General features: G+C 40.7%; 16 protein-coding genes. 10 read left to right on the plus strand and 6 right to left on the minus strand.

Going from position 1 to position 21,116, the window contains the following annotated elements:
* The first annotated feature begins 9 nt into the window (after positions 1-9).
* Positions 10-1,695, plus strand: a complete 1,686-nt coding sequence (locus H1R81_RS11680) for a RagB/SusD family nutrient uptake outer membrane protein (protein ID WP_181840910.1) — start codon at positions 10-12, stop codon at positions 1,693-1,695.
* A 78-nt stretch (positions 1,696-1,773) separates the two neighbouring features.
* Here the strand turns inward: H1R81_RS11680 and H1R81_RS11685 are convergent, their stop codons facing one another.
* Complete coding sequence (locus H1R81_RS11685; protein WP_181840911.1) at positions 1,774-2,127, minus strand: DoxX family protein; 354 nt, start codon at positions 2,125-2,127, stop codon at positions 1,774-1,776.
* 275 nt (positions 2,128-2,402) lie between these two features.
* Between H1R81_RS11685 and H1R81_RS11690 the strand changes: the two genes are divergently transcribed.
* From H1R81_RS11690 to ffh, 4 genes are all read left to right on the plus strand, one after another.
* Entirely contained in the window at positions 2,403-2,777 is a 375-nt protein-coding gene (locus tag H1R81_RS11690; protein WP_220275213.1) for a helix-turn-helix domain-containing protein, read from the plus strand.
* Positions 2,778-2,995: 218 nt separating this feature from the next.
* On the plus strand, positions 2,996-3,334 hold the full coding sequence (locus H1R81_RS11695; RefSeq protein ID WP_181840912.1) for a PadR family transcriptional regulator: 339 nt from the start codon (positions 2,996-2,998) through the stop codon (positions 3,332-3,334).
* A complete protein-coding gene (locus H1R81_RS11700; RefSeq protein WP_181840913.1) occupies positions 3,322-6,081 on the plus strand; it encodes an ABC transporter permease in 2,760 nt (919 codons plus the stop codon). The genes H1R81_RS11695 and H1R81_RS11700 overlap by 13 nt, the downstream gene beginning before the upstream one ends.
* A gap of 243 nt (positions 6,082-6,324) precedes the next feature.
* On the plus strand, positions 6,325-7,641 hold the full coding sequence (gene ffh / locus H1R81_RS11705) for a signal recognition particle protein (protein ID WP_181840914.1): 1,317 nt from the start codon (positions 6,325-6,327) through the stop codon (positions 7,639-7,641).
* A 135-nt stretch (positions 7,642-7,776) separates the two neighbouring features.
* On the opposite strand, the gene H1R81_RS11710 is transcribed toward ffh, so the two are convergent.
* Positions 7,777-9,048: a DUF937 domain-containing protein gene (locus H1R81_RS11710; RefSeq protein ID WP_181840915.1), complete on the minus strand. Its 1,272-nt coding sequence runs from the start codon at positions 9,046-9,048 to the stop codon at positions 7,777-7,779.
* A 118-nt stretch (positions 9,049-9,166) separates the two neighbouring features.
* On the opposite strand from H1R81_RS11710, the gene H1R81_RS11715 reads away from it, so the two are divergent.
* Both H1R81_RS11715 and H1R81_RS11720 read left to right on the plus strand, forming a co-directional pair.
* Positions 9,167-10,894 (plus strand): IlvD/Edd family dehydratase, encoded by a 1,728-nt coding sequence (locus H1R81_RS11715; protein WP_181840916.1) that lies wholly within the window; start codon positions 9,167-9,169, stop codon positions 10,892-10,894.
* A 59-nt stretch (positions 10,895-10,953) separates the two neighbouring features.
* Entirely contained in the window at positions 10,954-11,667 is a 714-nt protein-coding gene (locus tag H1R81_RS11720) for a hypothetical protein (RefSeq protein ID WP_181840917.1), read from the plus strand.
* A gap of 113 nt (positions 11,668-11,780) precedes the next feature.
* Here H1R81_RS11720 and lpdA read toward each other — a convergent pair whose 3' ends face one another.
* From lpdA to H1R81_RS11735, 3 genes are all read right to left on the minus strand, one after another.
* Positions 11,781-13,181 (minus strand): dihydrolipoyl dehydrogenase, encoded by a 1,401-nt coding sequence (lpdA, locus tag H1R81_RS11725; protein WP_181840918.1) that lies wholly within the window; start codon positions 13,179-13,181, stop codon positions 11,781-11,783.
* 35 nt (positions 13,182-13,216) lie between these two features.
* On the minus strand, positions 13,217-14,902 hold the full coding sequence (locus H1R81_RS11730; RefSeq protein ID WP_181840919.1) for a hypothetical protein: 1,686 nt from the start codon (positions 14,900-14,902) through the stop codon (positions 13,217-13,219).
* A gap of 292 nt (positions 14,903-15,194) precedes the next feature.
* Positions 15,195-16,358 (minus strand): sigma-54 dependent transcriptional regulator, encoded by a 1,164-nt coding sequence (locus tag H1R81_RS11735; protein WP_181840920.1) that lies wholly within the window; start codon positions 16,356-16,358, stop codon positions 15,195-15,197.
* Between the two features lie 461 nt (positions 16,359-16,819).
* Between H1R81_RS11735 and H1R81_RS11740 the strand changes: the two genes are divergently transcribed.
* The 3 genes from H1R81_RS11740 to crtD all read left to right on the plus strand — a co-directional run bounded on the left by H1R81_RS11740 (position 16,820) and on the right by crtD (position 20,712).
* Positions 16,820-17,905: a GRAS family protein gene (locus H1R81_RS11740; RefSeq protein WP_229251115.1), complete on the plus strand. Its 1,086-nt coding sequence runs from the start codon at positions 16,820-16,822 to the stop codon at positions 17,903-17,905.
* A 42-nt stretch (positions 17,906-17,947) separates the two neighbouring features.
* Positions 17,948-19,099 (plus strand): histidinol-phosphate transaminase, encoded by a 1,152-nt coding sequence (locus tag H1R81_RS11745; protein ID WP_181840921.1) that lies wholly within the window; start codon positions 17,948-17,950, stop codon positions 19,097-19,099.
* 128 nt (positions 19,100-19,227) lie between these two features.
* On the plus strand, positions 19,228-20,712 hold the full coding sequence (gene crtD, locus H1R81_RS11750) for a 1-hydroxycarotenoid 3,4-desaturase CrtD (RefSeq protein WP_181840922.1): 1,485 nt from the start codon (positions 19,228-19,230) through the stop codon (positions 20,710-20,712).
* Positions 20,713-20,727: 15 nt separating this feature from the next.
* On the opposite strand, the gene H1R81_RS11755 is transcribed toward crtD, so the two are convergent.
* Entirely contained in the window at positions 20,728-21,108 is a 381-nt protein-coding gene (locus H1R81_RS11755) for a hypothetical protein (RefSeq protein ID WP_181840923.1), read from the minus strand.
* Positions 21,109-21,116 lie beyond the last annotated feature (8 nt).

Below are 21,116 nucleotides of genomic sequence, written 5' to 3' on the forward strand. Positions count from 1 at the left end.
TTAGAACTCATGAAAAAGAAAATATATACAACATTAACGCTTGCCGGCCTGTTTGCCCTTGGTAGTTGTACAGACCTGAATGAAGTAATTCTTGATGAAACATTCGGCTCAAACCTGACTGATAAACAAGCCGTTGAGGGAATTATTGCGCCGGTATATGCCCGCCTTCCCGATATCTTTTTGCACACAAACTATTTTGCCTTACAGGAAATATCGTCTGATGAGGCCATCCTGCCTTACCGTGGTGGTACTGACTGGGGTGATAACGGTATTTATCTGGCCATGCACACCCATACGCATGGCGCCAATGACCCGAATATCCGTAATACCTGGAACCTGCTTTTGCAAGGTATGTCAAGATCTATTACGGCTATTAATACTTTGCCAACTATGAATGATCCGACTGCTAAAACATTTTTAGCAGAAGCAAGAGGTATGAGAGCCTACTACTCAATGCTTACGCTGGATTTGTTCGGTCTGGTTTTCGTTAAAAATGATGTGGGCGAAACCTCAAAAATTATCAGAGGCGAAGAAGCATTTGAGTATATCAAAAGTGAATTGCTGGCTGTTGAACCAAACCTTGAAACGAGTGTAGGCCCGGGCAGACTAACCAAAGGGGCTGTCTGGGGCTTACTGGCCCGATTGTATCTGAATGCGGCTGTATATCGTGACAGATATGCTACGCAGTTCAATTTCAAGCCAGAAGACATGGACAAAGTAGTTGAATACTGCGATAAAATCATTTCGTCGGGTCAGTATCAGTTATCAAAAGATTATTTCTCTATCTTCAACGATGATAATCATGATAACAAAGAGTTGATTTTTGCCGTAGACCAGAGAGCGGAGCTGAACGGACACAACCGTATGGCTTACTTCTCTATCTCAGGCGACCAGTTCCCGCTTTATAATTTCCCGGCGGCTAATGGTACTGATGGCCCTTCTATCACTTCTGACTATTACCGCACCTGGGTAAATGCTTATGGCAACCAGGATCCGAAAGTTGACCCTCGTTTCTATAAACAGAACATCTCTATTTATACTAATCCTGCTGACTCTTGCGTGGCCGGAGAAAGTTTTAACATTGACCGTGGTATTTTGCGTGGACAACAATATGGTCTGATAAGAAAAAATGGTGTTTTTGTGAAATGCGCTAATGGTAATTTTAAAGTTGGCAAACTGGTTTATGATACCCGTAACAAACCAAACCTGAACGTAGATTTTACTGAGAAAGTTGACTTTACAGTAGAAGGAAGTAACTACAATACCGGTTATCGTGTTGAAAAATATCAGTTCAGCAAGAAATCATCGAGTGGTAGAAATTTCGGTGACGCAGATATTGTGATTTTGCGTCTGGCTGATGTTTACCTGATGCGTGCAGAAGCTAAATTGCGTAAAAGCAACGATGCCGCCAGCGCCCTGGCTGATGTAAATACCGTTAGAGCCGCAAGAAATATTACTACGCCACCGCCGGCATTGGCAAGTATGTCATTAGACTTATTGTTCCGTGAGCGTGGTTTTGAATTGTACTGGGAGATGGTTCGTCGTTCAGATATGATTCGTTTCGGAAAATATGAAGGAACATGGACAGAAAAGACCAATAATGATGTGAAGAAAAGAATCTTCCCGATTCCGCAGACAGCTATTGATGGGGCCTCTAATATCCCGGGTTATCTGAAACAGAACGACGGATATTAATCGCTTACTTACCTATTCTTTATGCAGCCCTGTTTCTGTTATGGAAACAGGGCTTTTTTATGCATATGCGTTTCATCATTACTGCACCACAAAGTTATTTCTGTCTTTCAGGTAAAAACCTATCCAGGCGAGGGCTATCAGTGCAAAAGCAACTGGCGAAGCACCCCCTGCCACTTCAACCGCTGCGGCACCGCCCAGATATGACAGAATAAAATAGAAGCCTACTTTATAGGTTCTGGGTATCCAAAGAAGCGCAACAAACAGGATTTCGGCTATCCCGAAAATTTTAATGTATGAACCGTAGCCTGCCTTGGTAAGTCCGGTTACTACCTGTTCTCCTCCGGTGATTTTCATTACTCCACTCATAACCAGCATGAATGATAAAATAGCCATTAAGATAGTGGCCAGAATTTTCTGTGTTTTACTCGACATGATTTTATATGTTTTAAGTATTTATAAATAAAGTCTATGGTAATACAATAATCAGAAAGAATAAGTTTACACTCGGAAGTTAATTTCCTTTTGAAAGTAGTTTCCTTTAAGAAACTATCTATTTGAGCAGTAGATTTAAAATAATTTGTTAAGGTAATACGGTGAATGAAACCGGATATATTTTAAATAGTGTATCTTTGTTATCCTTTCTACCGTATTGCGAAACTTATAAGACTACAGATTGCACGGAACGTTTGGTATGACTTTTAAAAATTATGACAAAAAAAGTTGCTGAAAATATAGATACATCTGAGCATAATTCTGCTCAATGCAACCAGCATATGATGGCTGTGCAGGATGCGATGGATATATTGAACGGGAAGTGGAAAATTATGATTATAGGCTCGCTGAGCTTTGGGAAAAAGCGTTTCATGGAATTGATTCGTGAGGTAAATGGCATAGGCGCAAAAATGCTTTCAAAAGAACTGAAAGACCTGGAAGATAACGACTTAGTAAAACGCACAGTCTACGACACCAAACCCGTAACAGTAGAATATGAGCTGACAGAATACGGTCATACATTAACCGAAGTAATAGGCTCTATTGCCAAATGGGGTGCCGAGCACCGGAAACGGATTTTCGGGAAGTGAGATTTTCTACTCAATTTTGTGGCTATCTCTGAAAAAGGTACTTATTGAACTCTTCTGCTATTGTCCGTTTCTGGACTTAAGTTTGTCCATTTCTGGACGGGGTATCGCTTAATAAATCATAAAAACGGCACTTTAAAGCCCAATAAAGCCAGATTTTAAGTTTGGCAAAGTATTTGTTCGACAAAATCTATACTAATCATATAAAAGTTAATTTTAGTATGAAACGAGCATTTTTAGGGGAGCTGGAGGAAGTTGTCTTACTGACGGTAGCCGCTCTACAGGAGTCCGCCTACTGCGCTTCGGTTACTCAGGCTCTCGACGAGCAAATGGGCCGCAGTATCAGTTTTCCTACTGTACATACTACCCTTCAGCGTTTAGAAGAAAAAGGCTTTGTCTCTTCTCGGATGGGTGGGGCGACCGCCGAACGAGGAGGTCGTCAGAAAAGACTGTTCACTGTCACGGCGGCTGGTCAGCGGGCATTAATGGAGTGTCGTTCCGTTCGTACCCAATTGTGGGATAAAATTCCAATCTCAATTACACAGCTATGGGAAGCCTAAATCACGACGACAAGCATTTTCCTGAACCACCGGATTGCCGGCCGCCCCGATGGGCTATCTGGCTACTGAATCACTTCTCCCCTGCCGGAATGGAAGATGAACTGCAAGGCGATTTGCAGGAGATGTACACCTATTGGCTGAAAACCGTCGGAATATCAAAAGCCCGTTGGCGATATATATCAGCAGTGCTACGGCTGATTCGCCCTTTTACCTGGTCCAGAACCAACTGGAATAATAATTATACCCAACCTGAAACATTTGTATTTCAACCCGCTATGCTACCAAACTATCTCAAAATTGCCTCGCGCAAACTGGCGCGCAACAAGATTTATTCTTTCATCAACGTACTGGGTTTAACGTTGGGTATTTGTACCTGCCTGGTCATTTATCTGATTACCCAGTATGAGTTCAGTTTTGATAATTTCCACGAAGACCGCGACCGCATCTATTGTGTGGATGCAATGGTATTTGGCGGTCGCTGGAATTGTGTACCCGGACCTATGCCAGCCGCCATGCGCCAGGAAATGAGCGGAATCCAGACTGTTGCTGCCTACCAGACCTACAGCGCCAGCACAACGATACCTGGAGACAAGAATGAGCAACCGACCCGCTTCGAAGACGATGGTAGTGTTGCTATTGTAGAGCCACAATATTTTGACATCTTTCGCTATCAGTGGCTAAGCGGAAATGCCGCAACCTCACTCTCGACGCCTAATTCAGTGGTACTTACTGCCGAAAAGGCCAGAAAATACTTTGGTGATACTGAACCGGATAAAATTATCGGCCGCACTATTTTTTATCAGGATTCACTGATGGTCAGGGTAACAGGGGTAGTTGCTGACTGGACTGGCAACAGCGATTACAATTTTAGCCAATGGATTTCTTATGCTACTATCCCCACGAGTTTTCTTAAACGTGATATAACGCTGGATAGCTGGGATAATTTGAATCGTTCAAGCCAGGTCATGATTAAGCTGGCAAAGGATGTAAATCCTTCACAGATTGATGCGCAGTTTATATCGTTCGGCAAAAGGCATTATGGCGAAAAAAAGGGATTTGCCGCCCAGCTGAAACCTCTCCCGGGTGCTCATTTTCATCCCGAATATGGCAGTATGAGCAGAAAGGCCAGTTTGCCAGTTTTATACACATTAATAGCCGTAGCAGGCTTTATTCTGGTTCTTGCCATAGTCAATTTTGTCAACTTGTCAACTGCGCAGTCTATGCAAAGGGCCAGAGAAATCGGCGTCCGGAAAGTATTGGGCGGTGGCAGGCCGGGTATAGCTATGCAGTTTTTTACCGAAACCCTATTATTAACAATAGCTGCAACGAGTCTTGCAGTACTTATGGTAAAGCCTGTAATGGCCCTATTTGCCGATTTGATGCCAAAGGGCGTCCATTTTCAGATAGATACTACTACCCTCCTGTTTTTGTTATTGGTAATTGCAGTTACCACCTTCCTTGCAGGGTTTTATCCGGCAAGGGTACTGGGGAGTTATCAGCCAACCGTAACCCTGAAAGGAATTACGGCAACACCGGGCAGTGGAAAAGGAACACTTCGCAGAGGGCTTATCGTATTCCAGTTTATCATATCGCTGATGTTTATCATCGCGTCTTTTGTTATTGGGTCGCAATTGCGGTATGTGTTGCATGCCGACCTTGGTTTCAAGACTGATGCTGTCATTACGCTTGGCAGCTCCCGCAACACAAGTTCAGGAAGTTCGGCCATCGGCTCTGACAAAAATATGAGAAAACAACAGGCTATTCTGGAGACAGGCAAGATAGCAGTATTGGCCGGAAAGATACAACAACTGGTTGGTGTGGAGCAGGTAATCAGACAGTGGAAGTCGCCGATGGATAAGTTGCACAGCGGATTTGGTGGTGGCGGACTGAAAAACAGCACTGAGAAGCCCATTGATATATCTTTTCACTTCGGCAATGAAGATTACATTTCTTTTTATGGAATAAAGGTAATCGCCGGGCGAAATTTGCTACCGGAGGAAAGTGGCAGAGAAGTGCTGATTAGTGAGACTTGTGCGCGTGCGCTGGGTTTTGCAGATGTAAGTAAGGCTATCGGTCGGGAGTTGGTCGCCAGCCCTGTTGACACTTATCCTATTGCCGGAGTGGTAGCCGATTTTTACGAAAATTCTTTTCATGAGGCAAGCTGGCCGATTGTTATCAGACACGACCCCGCAAGGGAGACAACCATTGCAGTCAAAATCGCTTCAAAAGGCATGGCTGCAGGTGAGTTACAGACCCTCATCGACAAAATAGAGAAGGAATGGAAGGCGGTCTTCCCCGAGAAAACGTTTGCTTATTCTTTTCTGGACGACAGCATTGCCAATATGTATGCAGACGATCTTCGGACTGAACGATTGACCAATATGGCCATGGGCATCACCGTTTTTATCTCTTGTTTAGGGTTACTTGGGTTAGCCATTTTTTCAACGGAAAGAAGAGCCAGAGAGATAGGCATCCGAAAGGTATTGGGAGCTACCGTATCGGGTATAATGGTAATGCTTTGCAAAGAGATTGTCTTATTAATTCTGATTGCCTTGCTGATTGCCAGCCCACTGGCCTGGTACTTTATGCACGACTGGCTACAAGGCTTTGCCTACCGCACAGCCCTTAGTGTATGGATATTTATTATTGCAGGGGCGGTTACTATTAGTTTAGCACTGCTTACCGTAGGTTTTCAGGCCATGAGAGCAGCAATGGCGAATCCGGTTAAATCTTTGCGTAGTGAATAGCAAATTCATTAAATATTGAGTTGTTACTCCGCAACAGGATGCGCCGAGAATATGCAGTTTCATAAAATGTGTTTGTACTCAGGCACAAATATACATCGTATGGATTAATCATAGAGATTTTGAACCAAACCATTAAAAAAACTATTACGCTTTTAATGCTAAAATCTTAACTTTGCAAATTATACGCATTCTGTTCTTTTGTTTCGACTATAAACAAAGGAATACTTATTAACAATCTGAACGATGTTTGAAAATTTAAGTGATAAACTCAATAAAGCCGTTAAAACCCTAAAGGGTCAAGGTAGAATTTCTGATATTAATATTGCTGCTACGATAAAAGAAGTGCGCCGCGCCTTAATGGATGCCGACGTAAACTATAAAGTTGCGAAAGATGTAACCGACCGGGTAAGAGAGAAAGCTATTGACCGCAAGGTAATGATTGCTGTAGAGCCGGGTCAGTTGTTCGTTAAAATTATTCAGGAAGAGCTAACCGAGTTGATGGGTGGACAAGCCCAGAGTGTAAACCTGAAAGGCTCACCTGCCATTGTTCTGATTGCAGGTTTACAAGGTTCTGGTAAAACTACTTTTTCAGGGAAATTTGCCAATTACCTGAAAAAACAGGGTCGTCAGATATTATTAGTAGCTTGTGATATTTACCGCCCTGCGGCGATTACCCAGCTACAGGTATTAGGTGAGCAGATTGGTGTTGATGTATATGCCGAACCTGAAAGCAAAAATGCTGTTGAAATTGCTAAAAATGCCGTAGCATACGGAAAAAGCAATGGGAAAAATATAATAATCATAGATACAGCCGGACGTCTGGCGGTTGACGAAGTGATGATGCAAGAGGTGGAGAATATCAAGAAAGCAATTACACCGAGCGAAATCTTGTTTGTGGTTGACTCCATGACAGGTCAGGATGCGGTAAATACCGCCAAGACTTTTAATGAGCGATTAGACTTTGACGGAGTTGTATTAACCAAACTCGATGGCGATGCCCGTGGTGGTGCGGCACTTTCTATCAAGTCGGTTGTGAATAAGCCTATCAAGTTTATTTCGACAGGTGAGAAAATGGAGGCACTTGATGTGTTTTACCCTGATCGGATGGCGAGCCGTATCTTAGGTATGGGCGACGTGATCTCATTAGTTGAGCGTGCACAACAAGCCTTTGATGAAGATGAAGCCAAACGTCTGAACAAGAAAATGCGTGAGAATAAGTTCGATCTGAACGACTTCCTGACGCAATTGGAGCAAATCAAGAAAATGGGTAATATCAAAGACCTGATGGGGATGATTCCGGGGGTTGGCTCACAGATTAAAGACCTGGACATCAGCAACGACTCTTTTAAACCAATAGAAGCCATTATCCGCTCAATGACACCCAAAGAGCGTGAAAAACCGGATATTATTGATGGTAGCCGTAAGAAAAGAATTGCTACAGGTAGTGGAACCCAGATTTTGCAGGTAAATAACTTACTGAAACAATTTGACCAGATGCGCTCAATGATGAAGAAAGTGAACCAGATGCAGACGGGTGGTAAATTGAAGAGTTTTAAATGATAGAAATTATTCTAATCTGGCAGAGACGTATTGCCATATGTCTCTGCGAACACAAAAAAATGAATCTCTATTTATGAGCATAAAAAAATACCCCGCCGATTGGCGGGGTATTTTTTTATGCTGGAATTATGATACTTATTTTGTTACAATTTTAATATCGGCCTTATCGCCACCACCCTGAATACCGATAGCATCAATACGGGTATCTGTTATGCCTGCTACCAGAAGTCTTTTCTTGATGGCAAAGGCTCTTTTGGTTGCCATAGCTTTATTATCAATACCTACTGCATCGGTCGAATGCCCTTGTATTCTGACCTGCATTTTAGGGTATTTCTTCAACAAATCGGCTAATTCATTAATTGCGCCTGTTGATTTATCATCTAATGCCTGCGAACCTTTTACGAAAGAGACATCTTTCATTGTAAATATCTGACCAACAGGTTTAGTGTTATCGATCAGATAAGGCTCTACTTCCTTTGTCAAAGCCCCGCCACCAGTGGTAACATTGCTAATAGCCGGGGTTGCTTTTGCGCTGTCAATCGCAACTGAATCAACAGCTGTGGCTGTTCCGTCTGTTAAGGTTGAATCTCCCAATACCGTTGTTTCTTCCTGACTTGCACCAGCTTGTGATGGTTTATAGTAATTTTCATAATAATAATACCCACCAGCTGCGGCTGCTATTACGACAAGGAAAATTAACAACCATTTTACCGGAAATGCCGAGTTTGCACTTGACTCTTCTTCTTCCTCGGGTTCAGCTACATACTGCGGTGTATTTACGGCAGTTGAGGTCTTTGGTTTTACCGAAGCAGATTTTGGTGCGATAACACGCTTGGTTGAGGTAAATTTAGGAGAAAGGAGTTCCTGCAAACCTAATTGAGGAATCATTTTTTCGACTAATTCTTCCGGCGTTCTTTTAAACAATGGCTCGTGATGGTCGGCTAAGTAGGTAGTCAGGGCATCAACGTCCATTTTATTATTACTGATTTCTCTGCTTACGGCATCAATCAGAATCGGAGTTGCCAGGCTTGAATACATTGTTGATGAATTCTTCTTGATTCCGGCATAGGTTCCTATCATACTGATAAGCGGGCTCTTGTAAGCCGGAAATATCTGACTTACCAACCCATCGCCTGTCTTTAAAATTGCATCCAGTTTATCTTTTTTATTCAGATAAGACATTACATCCCCTATCAAATCTCCTCCCTGGTTACCTTTCTGTACCTGATTGTAAAGCATATTTACGCTCATGGTGCTTCCGGTTCTTCGTACTAACCCTGCAATCAAAGTGCAGAAAATCCCGTCTATTGCTTTCTTAGTTTTCGTAGGCTCTTCGTCGGTCAACTTGGCAATTTTTGATACAACTTCATCAGTCATTGCCTCGTTCAACGTATCAAATAAGTTCATAATGTTTAATTTTTAAGTCATTCACAATTAATTCCAACAATTTTCTTAATTTGGTTGCAAAACAACACAAAAATAAGGATTATTGGTAAATTTTTTGCCTTTTTCTCTAACTTAAATTATGACCTCTGAAAATACAACAAAATTACGCAGCCAGGATTGGTTCGGAAAAGATGGAAAAGATGGTTTCATCTACAGAAGCTGGATAAAGAATCAGGGCTATCCTGCACATCAGTTTAAAGGAAAACCAGTAATAGGAATATGCAACACATGGTCGGAAGTGACCCCTTGCAACGGGCATTTCCGCGAGTTAGCTCAGTCAGTAAAAAATGGTGTTTATGAAGCCGGTGGCTTTCCTCTCGAATTCCCTGTAATGTCGTTAGGCGAAACACTTATCCGACCTACAGCAATGCTTTACAGAAACTTAGCTGCCATGACAGTAGAAGAGAGTATAAGGGGGAATCCTTTCGATGCCATTGTATTGCTGACAGGCTGCGATAAAACCACGCCATCACTGGTAATGGGTGCAGCAAGTGTAGATTTACCAACTATTGTAGTACCGGGCGGACCCATGTTGAGTGGTCGTTTTCAGGGTAAAGCCATTGGCTCAGGTACTGATGTTTGGCGTTTTGCTGATGATGTAAAAACAGGTAAAATGACACTCGAGGAGTTTGAAGACGCCGAAGCCTGTATGAGCAGAAGTATAGGGCACTGTTCTACTATGGGTACAGCCTCAACAATGGCTGTAATGGTAGAAGCCCTGGGGCTAACACTACCAGGAGCCTCAGCAATCCCGGCAGCCGACTCACGCAAAAAGGTATTAGCGCATATGTCGGGCATGAGAATTGTGGAAATGGTCAAAGAAAATATGCTTTTATCATCGGTTCTGACACGCGAGGCTTTTGAAAATGCCATCATGATGAATGCCGCTGTGGGTGGCTCAACAAATCTGGTACTACATTTGCTTGCTATTGCTGGTAGAATAGGTGTTGAGGTAGATCTGGAAGATTTCGATAAAATTGGCAGTAAAATGCCTTTCCTGCTGAACCTGATGCCATCGGGCAAATATCTGATGGAGGATTTTTATTATGCAGGCGGGCTTCCGGCAGTTATTAAAGAAATGGCTGGTTTTTTGAACAAAACGGCTATTACGGTAAACGGTAAAAGTCTGGTTGATAACTCAAAAGGTGCCAAGATATGGAATGATGAGGTAATAGCTACTGCTGAGAATCCTATATTACGCGAGGGTGGCATAGCTGTTGTAAAAGGCAATCTTTGCGAAAACGGAGCTGTGATTAAACCTTCTGCCGCTTCGGCACATCTGATGCAGCATACAGGCAAGGCAGTAGTTTTTGAAACGATTGAAGACTACCACGCCCGAATTGACGACCCTGAATTAGAGGTAGATGAAACCTGTGTATTGGTTTTGAAAAACGTAGGACCGAAAGGATACCCGGGTATGCCCGAAGTAGGTAATATGCAATTACCGAAGAAGATATTAGAGAAAGGTGTTACTGACATGGTACGCATATCAGATGCACGCATGAGCGGCACAGCCTATGGTACAGTTTTTCTTCATGCTTCACCTGAATCGGCGGTTGGGGGTAACCTTGGACTGGTTCAGAACGGAGATCTGATAGAAGTAGATGTACCTAACCGTAAAATACATTTGCATGTATCAGACGAAGAACTGGCTGAGAGACGTAAAAACTGGAAACCTCTTGATCTGGGATATAACCGTGGCTATGTGCAGTTGTATATTAATACGGTTACTCAGGCGGACAAAGGAGCTGATTTAGATTTTCTGGCCGGGAAATCGGGCCATGATGTCCAGAGAGAATCACATTAGTCGAACCTAAATTTATAAAGAGCCTATATGCAACCATGTAGGCTCTACCTAAGCATGCAATGAACACAAGATACATAACTGCTACTTTACTTTTATTGATTTCAGAATTTTTTCTGATTGAACTCCCAGAAAAAGAGAGTGTTTTCTGGATTGCTATTGCAAGAATTATTGCAGCTATTGTATTGACAGTCTGGTATTATCAACATCGCAAACCATTATCTACCTTAATTGACAAACTTTTTATTCTGACCCTTATCATTCCTGTTCTTATTTCTTTATGTGTAATATTCTTTCCGCCACTCATAAGAGATTTTAATCTGATTGCCCATGCGTGTATTGTCTGTCTCTGGGCGGTTATTTTCAGGCTGATGGGGTCAAAGATACGAATAGAGGGGTCTTCTTATAAATTATTGAAGATTGTTCCTATTTATGCGTTGGTGCCTATTTTGTTTTATATTTTCTCTTTACATGCTTTAGTGCCATATCTTGATAAAATTCTACTGATTATCTATACTTTTATTTATCTCTACGCCAATACATTAGCCTCATTTTTACCTATCAATGAAACCGATAAGTTCTGGATCCGGTGGGGTGTTATATTGATGGCTTTTGCTAATTATCTTGTTTTCTACAGCATTTTTGTTGAACAGCTTCCCTGGTTGGGTTTTATACCCAGAACCGTAGTAGTTGTAGCCAGATGTATCCTGATTTTAGGCATGGTTGACTACTTTACGGCCAAAAAATCTGCTTCTGTACAAGGGGCAGTTATGTGATTGAGTGAATGAGTGGTTGATCTAACCTTGAATATTGAATTAGCGGATTTTACATAATTATTCGTTAATTCACCATTCTCTAATTCGCAATTAATCACTCATTCACTCAATTCTTACGTATGTATTGGTCTGTTATCTGTTGCCGCTAAAGCTGCTTCTTTCACAGCTTCCATATAGGTAGGATGTGCATGAGAGGTGCGGGCAATATCTTCTGCACTGGCTCTGAACTCCATTGCCATTACGGCTTCGGCAATCATATCTGCGGCCCTTGCTCCTATGATATGCACACCTAATACTTCGTCAGTTTCTTTGTTGGCCAAAATCTTTACCAAACCATCGGTATCTCCACTGGCGGTAGCACGGCCAAGTGCTTTAAACGGAAACTGCCCTGATTTGTAGCTAATACCTTTGGCTTTCAGTTCTTCTTCCGTTTGTCCGACAGATGCCACCTCTGGCCATGTATAAACTACGCCCGGAATCAAATTATAATTAATATGTGGTTTCTGCCCGTTCATGGTTTCGGCTACCAGCACGCCTTCCTCTTCAGCTTTATGTGCCAGCATGGCTCCACGTATTACGTCACCAATGGCATAGATACCTTTTATGTTTGTTTCAAGCGTATGTTCGTCAACTACAACTTTGCCCCTATCTGTAGCTACGCCTACGGCTTCGAGGTTTAATCCATCAACATACGCTCTTCTACCAATACAAACCAAACAGTAATCACCTTTAATCTCTACAGGTTTTCCGTCTGCACCATCGGCAGATACCAACACTTCTTCACCCAGATTCTCAATTCTGGTTACTTTGGTATTAAAGTAAAAATCAGTACCTAATTTTTTCACTGCCTTCTGCAATTCTTTCCCCATTGTTTTATCCATTGTCGGAATCATTGAATCGGCAAACTCCACAAAAGTTACTTTTGCACCTAACCGGGCATATACCGAGCCTAATTCTGCGCCTATCACTCCTGCTCCTATCACTATGAGGTGTTTAGGGATTTCTGTCAGGCTTAAGGCTTCTGTACTGGTAATAATTCTTTTTTTATCATAATTCATAAAAGGCAGAATCGTTGGTTTCGAGCCTGTGGCAATAATTACTTTTCCGGTAGTTATCTGCTCTTCTGAATTATCTGCTTTTTTTATTTTAATGGTATTTTTATCGACAAACGACCCAAAACCGTTATAAACTGTAATTTTGTTTTTCTTCATCAGGAAATTAATCCCACCATTCATTTTTTCTACGACACCTTTTTTACGAGCCATCATCTGTTCTATATTTACTTTGGGAGCAGGTATATCAATGCCGTGTTCGGCAAAGTGGTGAGCCGCATTGTAAAAATGCTCCGACGAATCGAGCAATGCCTTCGAAGGAATACAGCCTACGTTCAGACAAGTGCCTCCTAAAACATTGTATTTTTCAATAATGGCGGTTTTCATACCTAACTGGGCAGCTCTGATAGCTGCCACGTATCCTCCAGGGCCTGAGCCTATCACCGTAACATCGTATTGCATGAGATTAGATTTATATTCTTTGGTCAAATGTATGCTTAATAATTATCAACTCTGATGATCTGCTCTGAAATTTTCCACTCAGCTTGCTGATTTCCATCAATAAATACCATTCCCACATGATACTCTCCGGCCGGAATCGCATTTTTGAAATACTCGTACTTCACACCGAATCCTGTTTTGTCATAAAACAAACTTCTATGTTTAATGAGACCTCTGATACCGTTAAAGGTTGGGGTAGCTCCAAAAAAATACATCTGATTCGTAGAATCGCTGAGAATAAAACCATAGCGTTCTTTATATTTCCTGTCGGTATCTTTCGGATTCTCTGGATTATACTGTATTAATGTAGCAAAATGTTCAGCAGATTTTTCTAAAACAAAGTTAGTTTTTTCACATTTACTTCTGTCAAAAACCTGATTGCCCAAAGGTGTTTCAGGCAAAATATACCACCCTTTGCTGATAAATCGGCGGGTTTGGTTGTTATGTCTTTCGTAAAAAGCCTGTCCTTCCTGTGCTGTAAGAAATGACCAGTACTGATGATTTTGAAAATTAACAACATCAGCCTCAAAAGTTGATTTAATGAGCTGAAAGCTAATCAGATTTTTTTCTGCCGATTTATACCAGATACCTACACTATAGAAAACAAATACACTCAAAGTAGCCAGCCGGAAGTATTGATTTATTTTAAACTGCACCAGAAACAGGTATATAGTGGCAATAAAAAGAATTGAATAGTTTTTATACCAGTCAGGAATTTCTACTTTATGAATGGCACGCACCACGGCGGTCATCATGGCTGTAGCTGCTAAAAACAGAAATACCCCCAGACAAAACAACAGGACGTTGTTCTGGACAGGTTTGAATCTGTTTTGTATCAGTTTAAAGAAAAAATAGCCAAAGTAGGCCACTATTCCGATGACGGCAATAATGCCAAAAACAACCGATATGGAATTAATCTCAGTCAGGAAAGCCGCCCCTAAAAAGCGGAAGGCATATAGAAAAGTATTACCATTGAGTTTAGCTTCTTCCGAGTTCATGTGGAAACCACTAAAATAGATAGCCAGACTCAGGGCATAAACAATAGATGTATAAATAACCTGACGGAATCTTTGCCGGAGCAATAGCAGGATGATAGCCACTAAGAAAACCACAATGCCATTACCATTAGAAAAGGTAGCAAAAAAACCTGCGATCCATATCAGATAAGTATGTTTTGGAGAAGCAAAACAAGCCAGATATAAAGTAAGCACAGCCAGAAAAATAATGCTCATATTGGGCACTCCATAACTGACAATACTATTATGCATGAACTGGTACTGAAACAGTAAAAAAGGGATTGGCAGGAAATATACCCATGTGAGTGTTGTGCGCCTGAAAGCCAAAGCATATACCGTAAAAATGCCGAAAAGACTTATATTACCGATCAGTATCAGGTCTTTGAAATTCAGATTGCCCTCTAACTGAAACAAACCCAGCAATACGGCTCTGAAATAAATAAATCGGTGCTGATTATGCTGCATCAACAGCATTCTGATTTTATCTATAAGCGTGTCTTTCTGAAAATAGTGTTCGAGGTAATCGAATCCCCAGAAAAAATCATCGTAGAAAGGTACGTTGGAAGAAAAATGAAGTATGATGTAACAATAAAAAATGATTGGAAGGATTCCAATAAGAATAACGGAATTTTTAAATCGGGAAAGGAAAGTGAGAAACCGGGTCATACAAAATCTTTGGCTATAAACAACGATAATATTTGGCTAAAGCCGATATAGATTATTATTGCTTTTTACCCCCATTTAAAAATGGGCGGATGCCGCGCGGGCTATTGATTCAATTGTCTGTACGCTAAAATTGAAACACGTAATCGGCTTTAGCAGACGCCACGCGACCAAAACTTAAGCCAGACATCGTTTCATTTGTGAAAATAAATTTAAGACAAATCCACAGATAAAATCCAGTAAATAAAAATCAGTACTGACTTTTATTCACTGGATTCACAATATTCATCGCGTATTAAAATCCTATTCCTGCATATAGTTTTACGTCATCAAGGGTAATAGTGGGGCCACACATAATTACCAGACGCTCAACTACGTTGCGTAACTCACGCACGTTGCCTGTCCAGGGCAAACTTTTCATATACTCCATGGCATCAGGTTCAAATTCTTTTACGGCATCGCCATATTCGTCGGCAACATCATGCAAAAACTTATCAGCCAGAAGGGGAATATCAGTTTTACGGTCGGTCAGGGCTGGTACGTGAATCGGAATTACGTTCAGGCGGTGGTATAAGTCTTCACGGAAGTTTCCTTCTGCAATTTCTTTTTTCAGGTCTTTGTTTGTAGCGGCAATGACACGCACATTTACTTTTATCTCTTTGTCTCCACCTACCCGTGTAATCTTGCTTTCCTGCAAGGCTCTCAGCACTTTGGCTTGTGCCGAAAGGCTCATATCGCCAATTTCATCAAGAAAAAGCGTACCGCCATCTGCCTGTTCAAATTTACCGATTCTCTGTTTGATTGCTGAAGTAAAAGCACCTTTTTCATGTCCGAAAAGCTCACTTTCAATCAATTCTGACGGGATTGCCGCACAGTTTACTTCTACAGATGGTTGGTTACAACGGTTACTTTTTTCATGAATCTGCTTGGCAACCATTTCTTTTCCGGAGCCATTTGGCCCTGTAATGAGCACACGGGCTTCGGTAGGTGCAACACGGTCAATGGTATCCTTTACTTTTTTGATCAGGTCTGACTCCCCGACAATCTCATTGATTTTATAGATTCTGCGTTTCAGTGTCTTGATTACCTCCACGTCTTTGCTCTTTTCTATGGCATTGCGTACCGTTACAAGCAGGCGGTTTAAATCAGGTGGTTTGGTGATGAAGTCGAAAGCACCACGTTTAGTGGCTTCAACGGCATTTTCGACGTTCCCGAAAGCAGAAATCATGACAAACTGGGTCATTACACCTTCTTCTTTTGCTTTCAGTAACATTTCCAATCCATCTAACTTGGGCATTTTTATATCGCACAAAGCTACATCATAATGGGTTTTCAGCACCATTTCTAATCCTTCTTCGCCATCTTTCGCCTCATCTACTTCATATTCTTCATATTCCAAGATGTCTCTTAAAGCATCCCGAATACTCTTTTCATCATCAACAATTAATAATTTAGCCATTTGGGTTTATTAAGGAGAGTGTAAAATTACGCAAATAAGGTATATCGATTTGTATGACGCAAAATAATGAAAAAATAATAGAAATCTTTAGTAAATTCTTTTAAAAATAGATTTTAACCGACGAAATTGTTTAAGATTTTATTAAATGATGTCACTTTTTCATAAACTACACCGCTAATCCGGTTATCTTTAGGTTGAAAGAAATATGCAGGATTCTAAACAGGTTATACCGCATATATAAAAACAGCAGCCGATAAAGCATTGTAGTGCCTGAAATAGCCGGTCTCAAAAAAAGTATCATGTAATTTAAGAATTATTCGGAAATCTGATAAACGGAATTACGATTCATTTCAATCCTGATACAATTCAAGTACAATTTCTTATCGTTCGCCTGAAAAAAATTTACAGGCTAAACTCTAAATGATAATTTTGAATCATCAATCAAAACAAATAAATATTCTATGAAAACTGCCTTAGCAAGCACTCAAGTGATTCTGAAAGACCTGGCAAGCCGGATGCCTGACTCATTAACTGAAGTGGATAAAGCCTTACTGAATGATATTTACCATGAATCGTTAGAAGATTTAGATGAGCCGGAAGCTATGTTTACCTATACTCTGGCCAAAGCTATGCGGAAACATCTGACAGATGGGCAGTTGCAGGAACATATTTATTTACAACGTTTTGAGATTCCACAGATTCGCCTGTTTGAATTACTCATTCAGCAATTCCCACTGGCAAACCTTAGTCAGCATTGTACCAATACATTGTTGATTGATGTCCTGATAAACCATCCAAATCCGGTTTTGATGGATATTGGTATCGGAACGGGTTTTCAGGTAAGCAATATTATTGAAGGGCTTTCAAAAAAAGCTGACAACCAGATAAAATGTCTGACTATTATCGGAATTGAGCCTTTTGCTGATGCGTTAAGAATGACCGAAGAGAATATCAAACGTGCCAGCCAGAATGCACCTTTTGAGATCAGATTGATTATAAAAGAGGCATTTATTGAGCAAATGACACAAGAAGAGTTATCCCGGATGCTTCCGGCCGAATACGATGGCTTATATATAAATGCCTCTTTTGCCTTGCACCATATCAGGTTGATCTCTCAAAGAAAAGCGGTGTTTGAGGTATTGAAAAATCTGAATGCAAATGCTTTTGTATTGAGTGAACCAAACTCTGACCACTTTGAGCCCTCTTATGAGAAGCGTTTTCAGAATTGTAAATATCATTATGGTTTACTGTTTCAGATTATAGATACGTTGCCGATTACAGCTACGGAAAAGGCTGCATTGAAATTGTTTTTCAGCCGTGAAATTGATGACGTGCTCGGCAACACCGAGGAAGTGCGTGTTGAGAAACATTTTGCTACCGAACAATGGGTTGAGTTACTGAAGGAAACGGGCTTTACACTTCAGAAACGCCAGGCTTCGTTTGAGTACCTTGAACTAAACGGAGCATATATAAAAACCGGTTTACCCGACAGATATGCCACCGATTTTAAAGGAGAAGAAATCACGAGTCTTTTCTGGGCGATTTAATACCAACCAACAATCTATTGAAACTTTTCTAAAATTATAACCATGAATTCGACAGAACAATTAATAGCATCTACAAACAAAGTACCCGATTACTCACAAATAGAACAAATGCTGTGCGCAGAATCAGGCTCTCATGACATCATGAGATTACATTGTAACGAAACTGCTTTTGATATTCCACAAAACCTGAAACAACAGTTGGTCAACAAGATGGCTGAGGCGGCCTGGAATCGTTATCCTGATTTTCATCAGACACAATTACATACGTTAATAGCTAAAGAGGCAGGTTTATCGCCCGAAAATATCGTATTGGGTAATGGCTCGTCTCAATTGATTCAACAGATAATTAATTGTTGTTCAAAATTTCTTTCAGAAGCCATTATTGAGAATCCAACGTTTACGCTCTATCATCAGATTTGCCAGAATGAGCGAATGCCTTACAGACAGTGGGATATATGGGAAGGCGGGTTCTTTAATCTGAATGCTTTCCCAAAGATCGCAGAACCCTCGCTGATTATTCTGACATCTCCTAATAATCCGACAGGAGCCAGTTTGCCTCTGACAACCCTGAAAAACCTGTTAGGCCAATATGCCAACTGTATTTTTGTTGTTGATGAGGCTTATGGAGAATTTGGCGGAGAATCTGCCTTAACTTTGGTGAATGAATATGCTAATCTGGTAGTTCTGAAAACCTTCTCGAAAGGCTACGGCTTACCAGCTATCCGCTTTGGCTATGCTGCCGGAAGTGCATCGTTAATCAGCCTGATAAAAAAATACACGATTCCATTCACCATCAATGTTTTTACGGAAGTGGTCGTAACTGAAGCATTGAATAATCCGGTATTTATCAAAGCTTTAAAGGTAAATCAGGAGAGAGTCAAAAATCTTCGGGACTTTGTTTTGTATTTACTGAATGAAATGGCCGACGAAACTTCTTTCAAAGCATTGCCTTCTGCTTCAAACTTCATTTTATTATATTTTCAAGATACCCGTTTATTGGAGCAAGTCAAAAGCGTATTGACTGCAAGAAATATCCTGGTAAGTTACCCGCTTGCCCAATGCCTCCGCCTGACGATTGGTACTGAAGTAGAAATGAATACTGTTCTAAGGTTGATTAAATCGGCGTTGAACCAATATAACTCTTCTATTAAAGAGTTGCTGGCAATGTCATCCGAACATGAAGTAATATCATAAAACCTTTATTATTACCTTTGCGCTCTCTTAGAAAATTTTATCCGATAAGGTTTGCTTATTCTTAACGAACAAAAGTTAATCCTGTTTGTTAATAAGAAGCAAACTATATTGATTATTAAACTGACTCTATGAAAGCAGGGATTATTGGTGCAGGTATTGGTGGCATTGCTACGGCGATTCGTTTACGCACCAAAGGTTATGAAGTAGAAGTATTTGAAGCCAATAGTTATGCAGGGGGCAAACTCAGTAGTTTTGAGCAAGGCAGCTATCGTTTTGATGCAGGGCCTTCGCTGTTTACCATGCCACAATTCGTAGAAGAATTATTCGAAATATCAGGCAAAAAAGTCAGTGACTATTTTGAATATATCAGATTGCCAGAGGTATGCCGCTACTTCTGGGAAGATGGCACCCGCTTAAATGTGTCTTCTGATTCGAAGGAATTTGCCCTGGAAGCTGAAAAACAATTAGGTGAACCTGCCGATAAAATAATAAAAATGCTGCAAGACAGTGCTTTCAAATATGAAATACTGAGTGGATTATTTCTGGAAGATTCTTTGCATAAACTTTCTACCTGGACATCAGCTAAGGCATTTAAAGGCTATCTGAACCTGCATAAATTAGGTATTTTTAATACCATGAATGCCGCCAATGAGCAGTTTTTTTCTACACCCAAAGCCATACAATTATTCAATCGTTATGCCACGTACAATGGGTCTGACCCTTATCAGACACCTGCCACAATGAATATCATTCCGCATCTGGAATATAATATCGGTGCATTTTTTCCGAAAAATGGCATGTATGGCATCACCGAAAGTCTGGTGGCTTTGGCTAAAGATTTAGGCGTGAAATTTCATTTCAATACCCGGGTGAAAGAGATAGTAGTAGAAAATAAAAAAGTGAAAGGGCTAAAAATTGAAGATGCAAACGATAATAAAACCGAAGATTTTCGGGAGTTTGATACAGTAGTAAGTAATATGGATATTACCCCTACATACCGCAAACTCTTACCCTACGCCAAACACCCTGAAAAACTATTGAACCAACCTAAAAGTGGCTCAGGGTTGATTTTTTATTGGGGAATCAAAAAGGAATTTCCGGAATTGGGTTTACACAATATCTTCTTTTCAGATAACTATAATACTGAATTTGAGCATCAGTTTCAGAAGAAAACCATTTACCACGACCCAACGATTTATCTGAATATCACGTCCAAATACAAAAAAGGCGATGCCCCGACAGGTTGTGAAAACTGGTTTATCTTACTAAACGCCCCCGCCAATGAGGGACAAGACTGGGATAAAATCATTGCAGAAGCCCGACAAAATGTAATAGAAAAACTCAGCAGAAACCTCAAAATAGATATTGCCCCATTAATAGAATCAGAAAGCATTCTTGACCCCAGAAGTATTGAGATGAAAACCTCTTCGGTACAAGGTGCTTTGTATGGCAATAGCTCTAATAATAGGTTTGCGGCATTTTTGCGCCATGCTAATTTCTCTTCTCGTATCAAGAATTTGTATTTTGTGGGAGGAAGTGTGCATCCGGGTGGAGGGATACCTCTGGCGCTTTCTTCGGCTAAGATTGTTGGGGGGATGGTTGGAGTGGGGTAAAAAAATCAATACTTCTCATATTTTCTTAAAAAATATTCCTACTGATAAAATGGCTGCCACATTAAATACAAATAGTAGTAAAAGCATGAGTTTTACTCCAAAACTACTCATTTCTATCATGTTTCCCATGTTATACGCATATATCACTATCATTACAGATAAATTCACTTCTATTATTTTATAGGACAGATTTACTTTTTTGAAAATCAAAAAAGACATGCAAAAAAGAATGATTTCAAGGATTGTAGTAACAAAAAATAAGATTATTAGAGCAAGTGCAAACATTCCGACTGTTTGAGAACCTCCTTCGGCTGGTATAAAGAAACAAAAAAACAGCCCGACAACTCGGATAATAGTTTCTACCGCTACTATCTTAAAAAGTGCTGACCAGTTCATTTACAGTA

Origin of the sequence: Emticicia sp. BO119 (genome assembly GCF_013912375.1) — a bacterium.
Taxonomy (GTDB): domain Bacteria; phylum Bacteroidota; class Bacteroidia; order Cytophagales; family Spirosomataceae; genus Emticicia.

Excerpts from the sequence above, each read along its gene's own strand:
- H1R81_RS11695 (WP_181840912.1), top strand. The coding sequence starts at position 2,996 with ATGAAACGAGCATTTTTAGGGGAGCTGGAGGAAGTTGTCTTACTGACG.
- H1R81_RS11710 (WP_181840915.1), bottom strand. The coding sequence starts at position 9,048 with ATGAACTTATTTGATACGTTGAACGAGGCAATGACTGATGAAGTTGTA.
- crtD (WP_181840922.1), top strand. The coding sequence starts at position 19,228 with ATGAAAGCAGGGATTATTGGTGCAGGTATTGGTGGCATTGCTACGGCG.
- H1R81_RS11745 (WP_181840921.1), top strand. The coding sequence starts at position 17,948 with ATGAATTCGACAGAACAATTAATAGCATCTACAAACAAAGTACCCGAT.
- H1R81_RS11735 (WP_181840920.1), bottom strand. The coding sequence starts at position 16,358 with ATGGCTAAATTATTAATTGTTGATGATGAAAAGAGTATTCGGGATGCT.
- H1R81_RS11740 (WP_229251115.1), top strand. The coding sequence starts at position 16,820 with ATGAAAACTGCCTTAGCAAGCACTCAAGTGATTCTGAAAGACCTGGCA.
- lpdA (WP_181840918.1), bottom strand. The coding sequence starts at position 13,181 with ATGCAATACGATGTTACGGTGATAGGCTCAGGCCCTGGAGGATACGTG.
- H1R81_RS11720 (WP_181840917.1), top strand. The coding sequence starts at position 10,954 with ATGAACACAAGATACATAACTGCTACTTTACTTTTATTGATTTCAGAA.
- ffh (WP_181840914.1), top strand. The coding sequence starts at position 6,325 with ATGTTTGAAAATTTAAGTGATAAACTCAATAAAGCCGTTAAAACCCTA.
- H1R81_RS11715 (WP_181840916.1), top strand. The coding sequence starts at position 9,167 with ATGACCTCTGAAAATACAACAAAATTACGCAGCCAGGATTGGTTCGGA.
- H1R81_RS11680 (WP_181840910.1), top strand. The coding sequence starts at position 10 with ATGAAAAAGAAAATATATACAACATTAACGCTTGCCGGCCTGTTTGCC.
- H1R81_RS11690 (WP_220275213.1), top strand. The coding sequence starts at position 2,403 with ATGACAAAAAAAGTTGCTGAAAATATAGATACATCTGAGCATAATTCT.
- H1R81_RS11700 (WP_181840913.1), top strand. The coding sequence starts at position 3,322 with ATGGGAAGCCTAAATCACGACGACAAGCATTTTCCTGAACCACCGGAT.
- H1R81_RS11730 (WP_181840919.1), bottom strand. The coding sequence starts at position 14,902 with ATGACCCGGTTTCTCACTTTCCTTTCCCGATTTAAAAATTCCGTTATT.
- H1R81_RS11755 (WP_181840923.1), bottom strand. The coding sequence starts at position 21,108 with ATGAACTGGTCAGCACTTTTTAAGATAGTAGCGGTAGAAACTATTATC.
- H1R81_RS11685 (WP_181840911.1), bottom strand. The coding sequence starts at position 2,127 with ATGTCGAGTAAAACACAGAAAATTCTGGCCACTATCTTAATGGCTATT.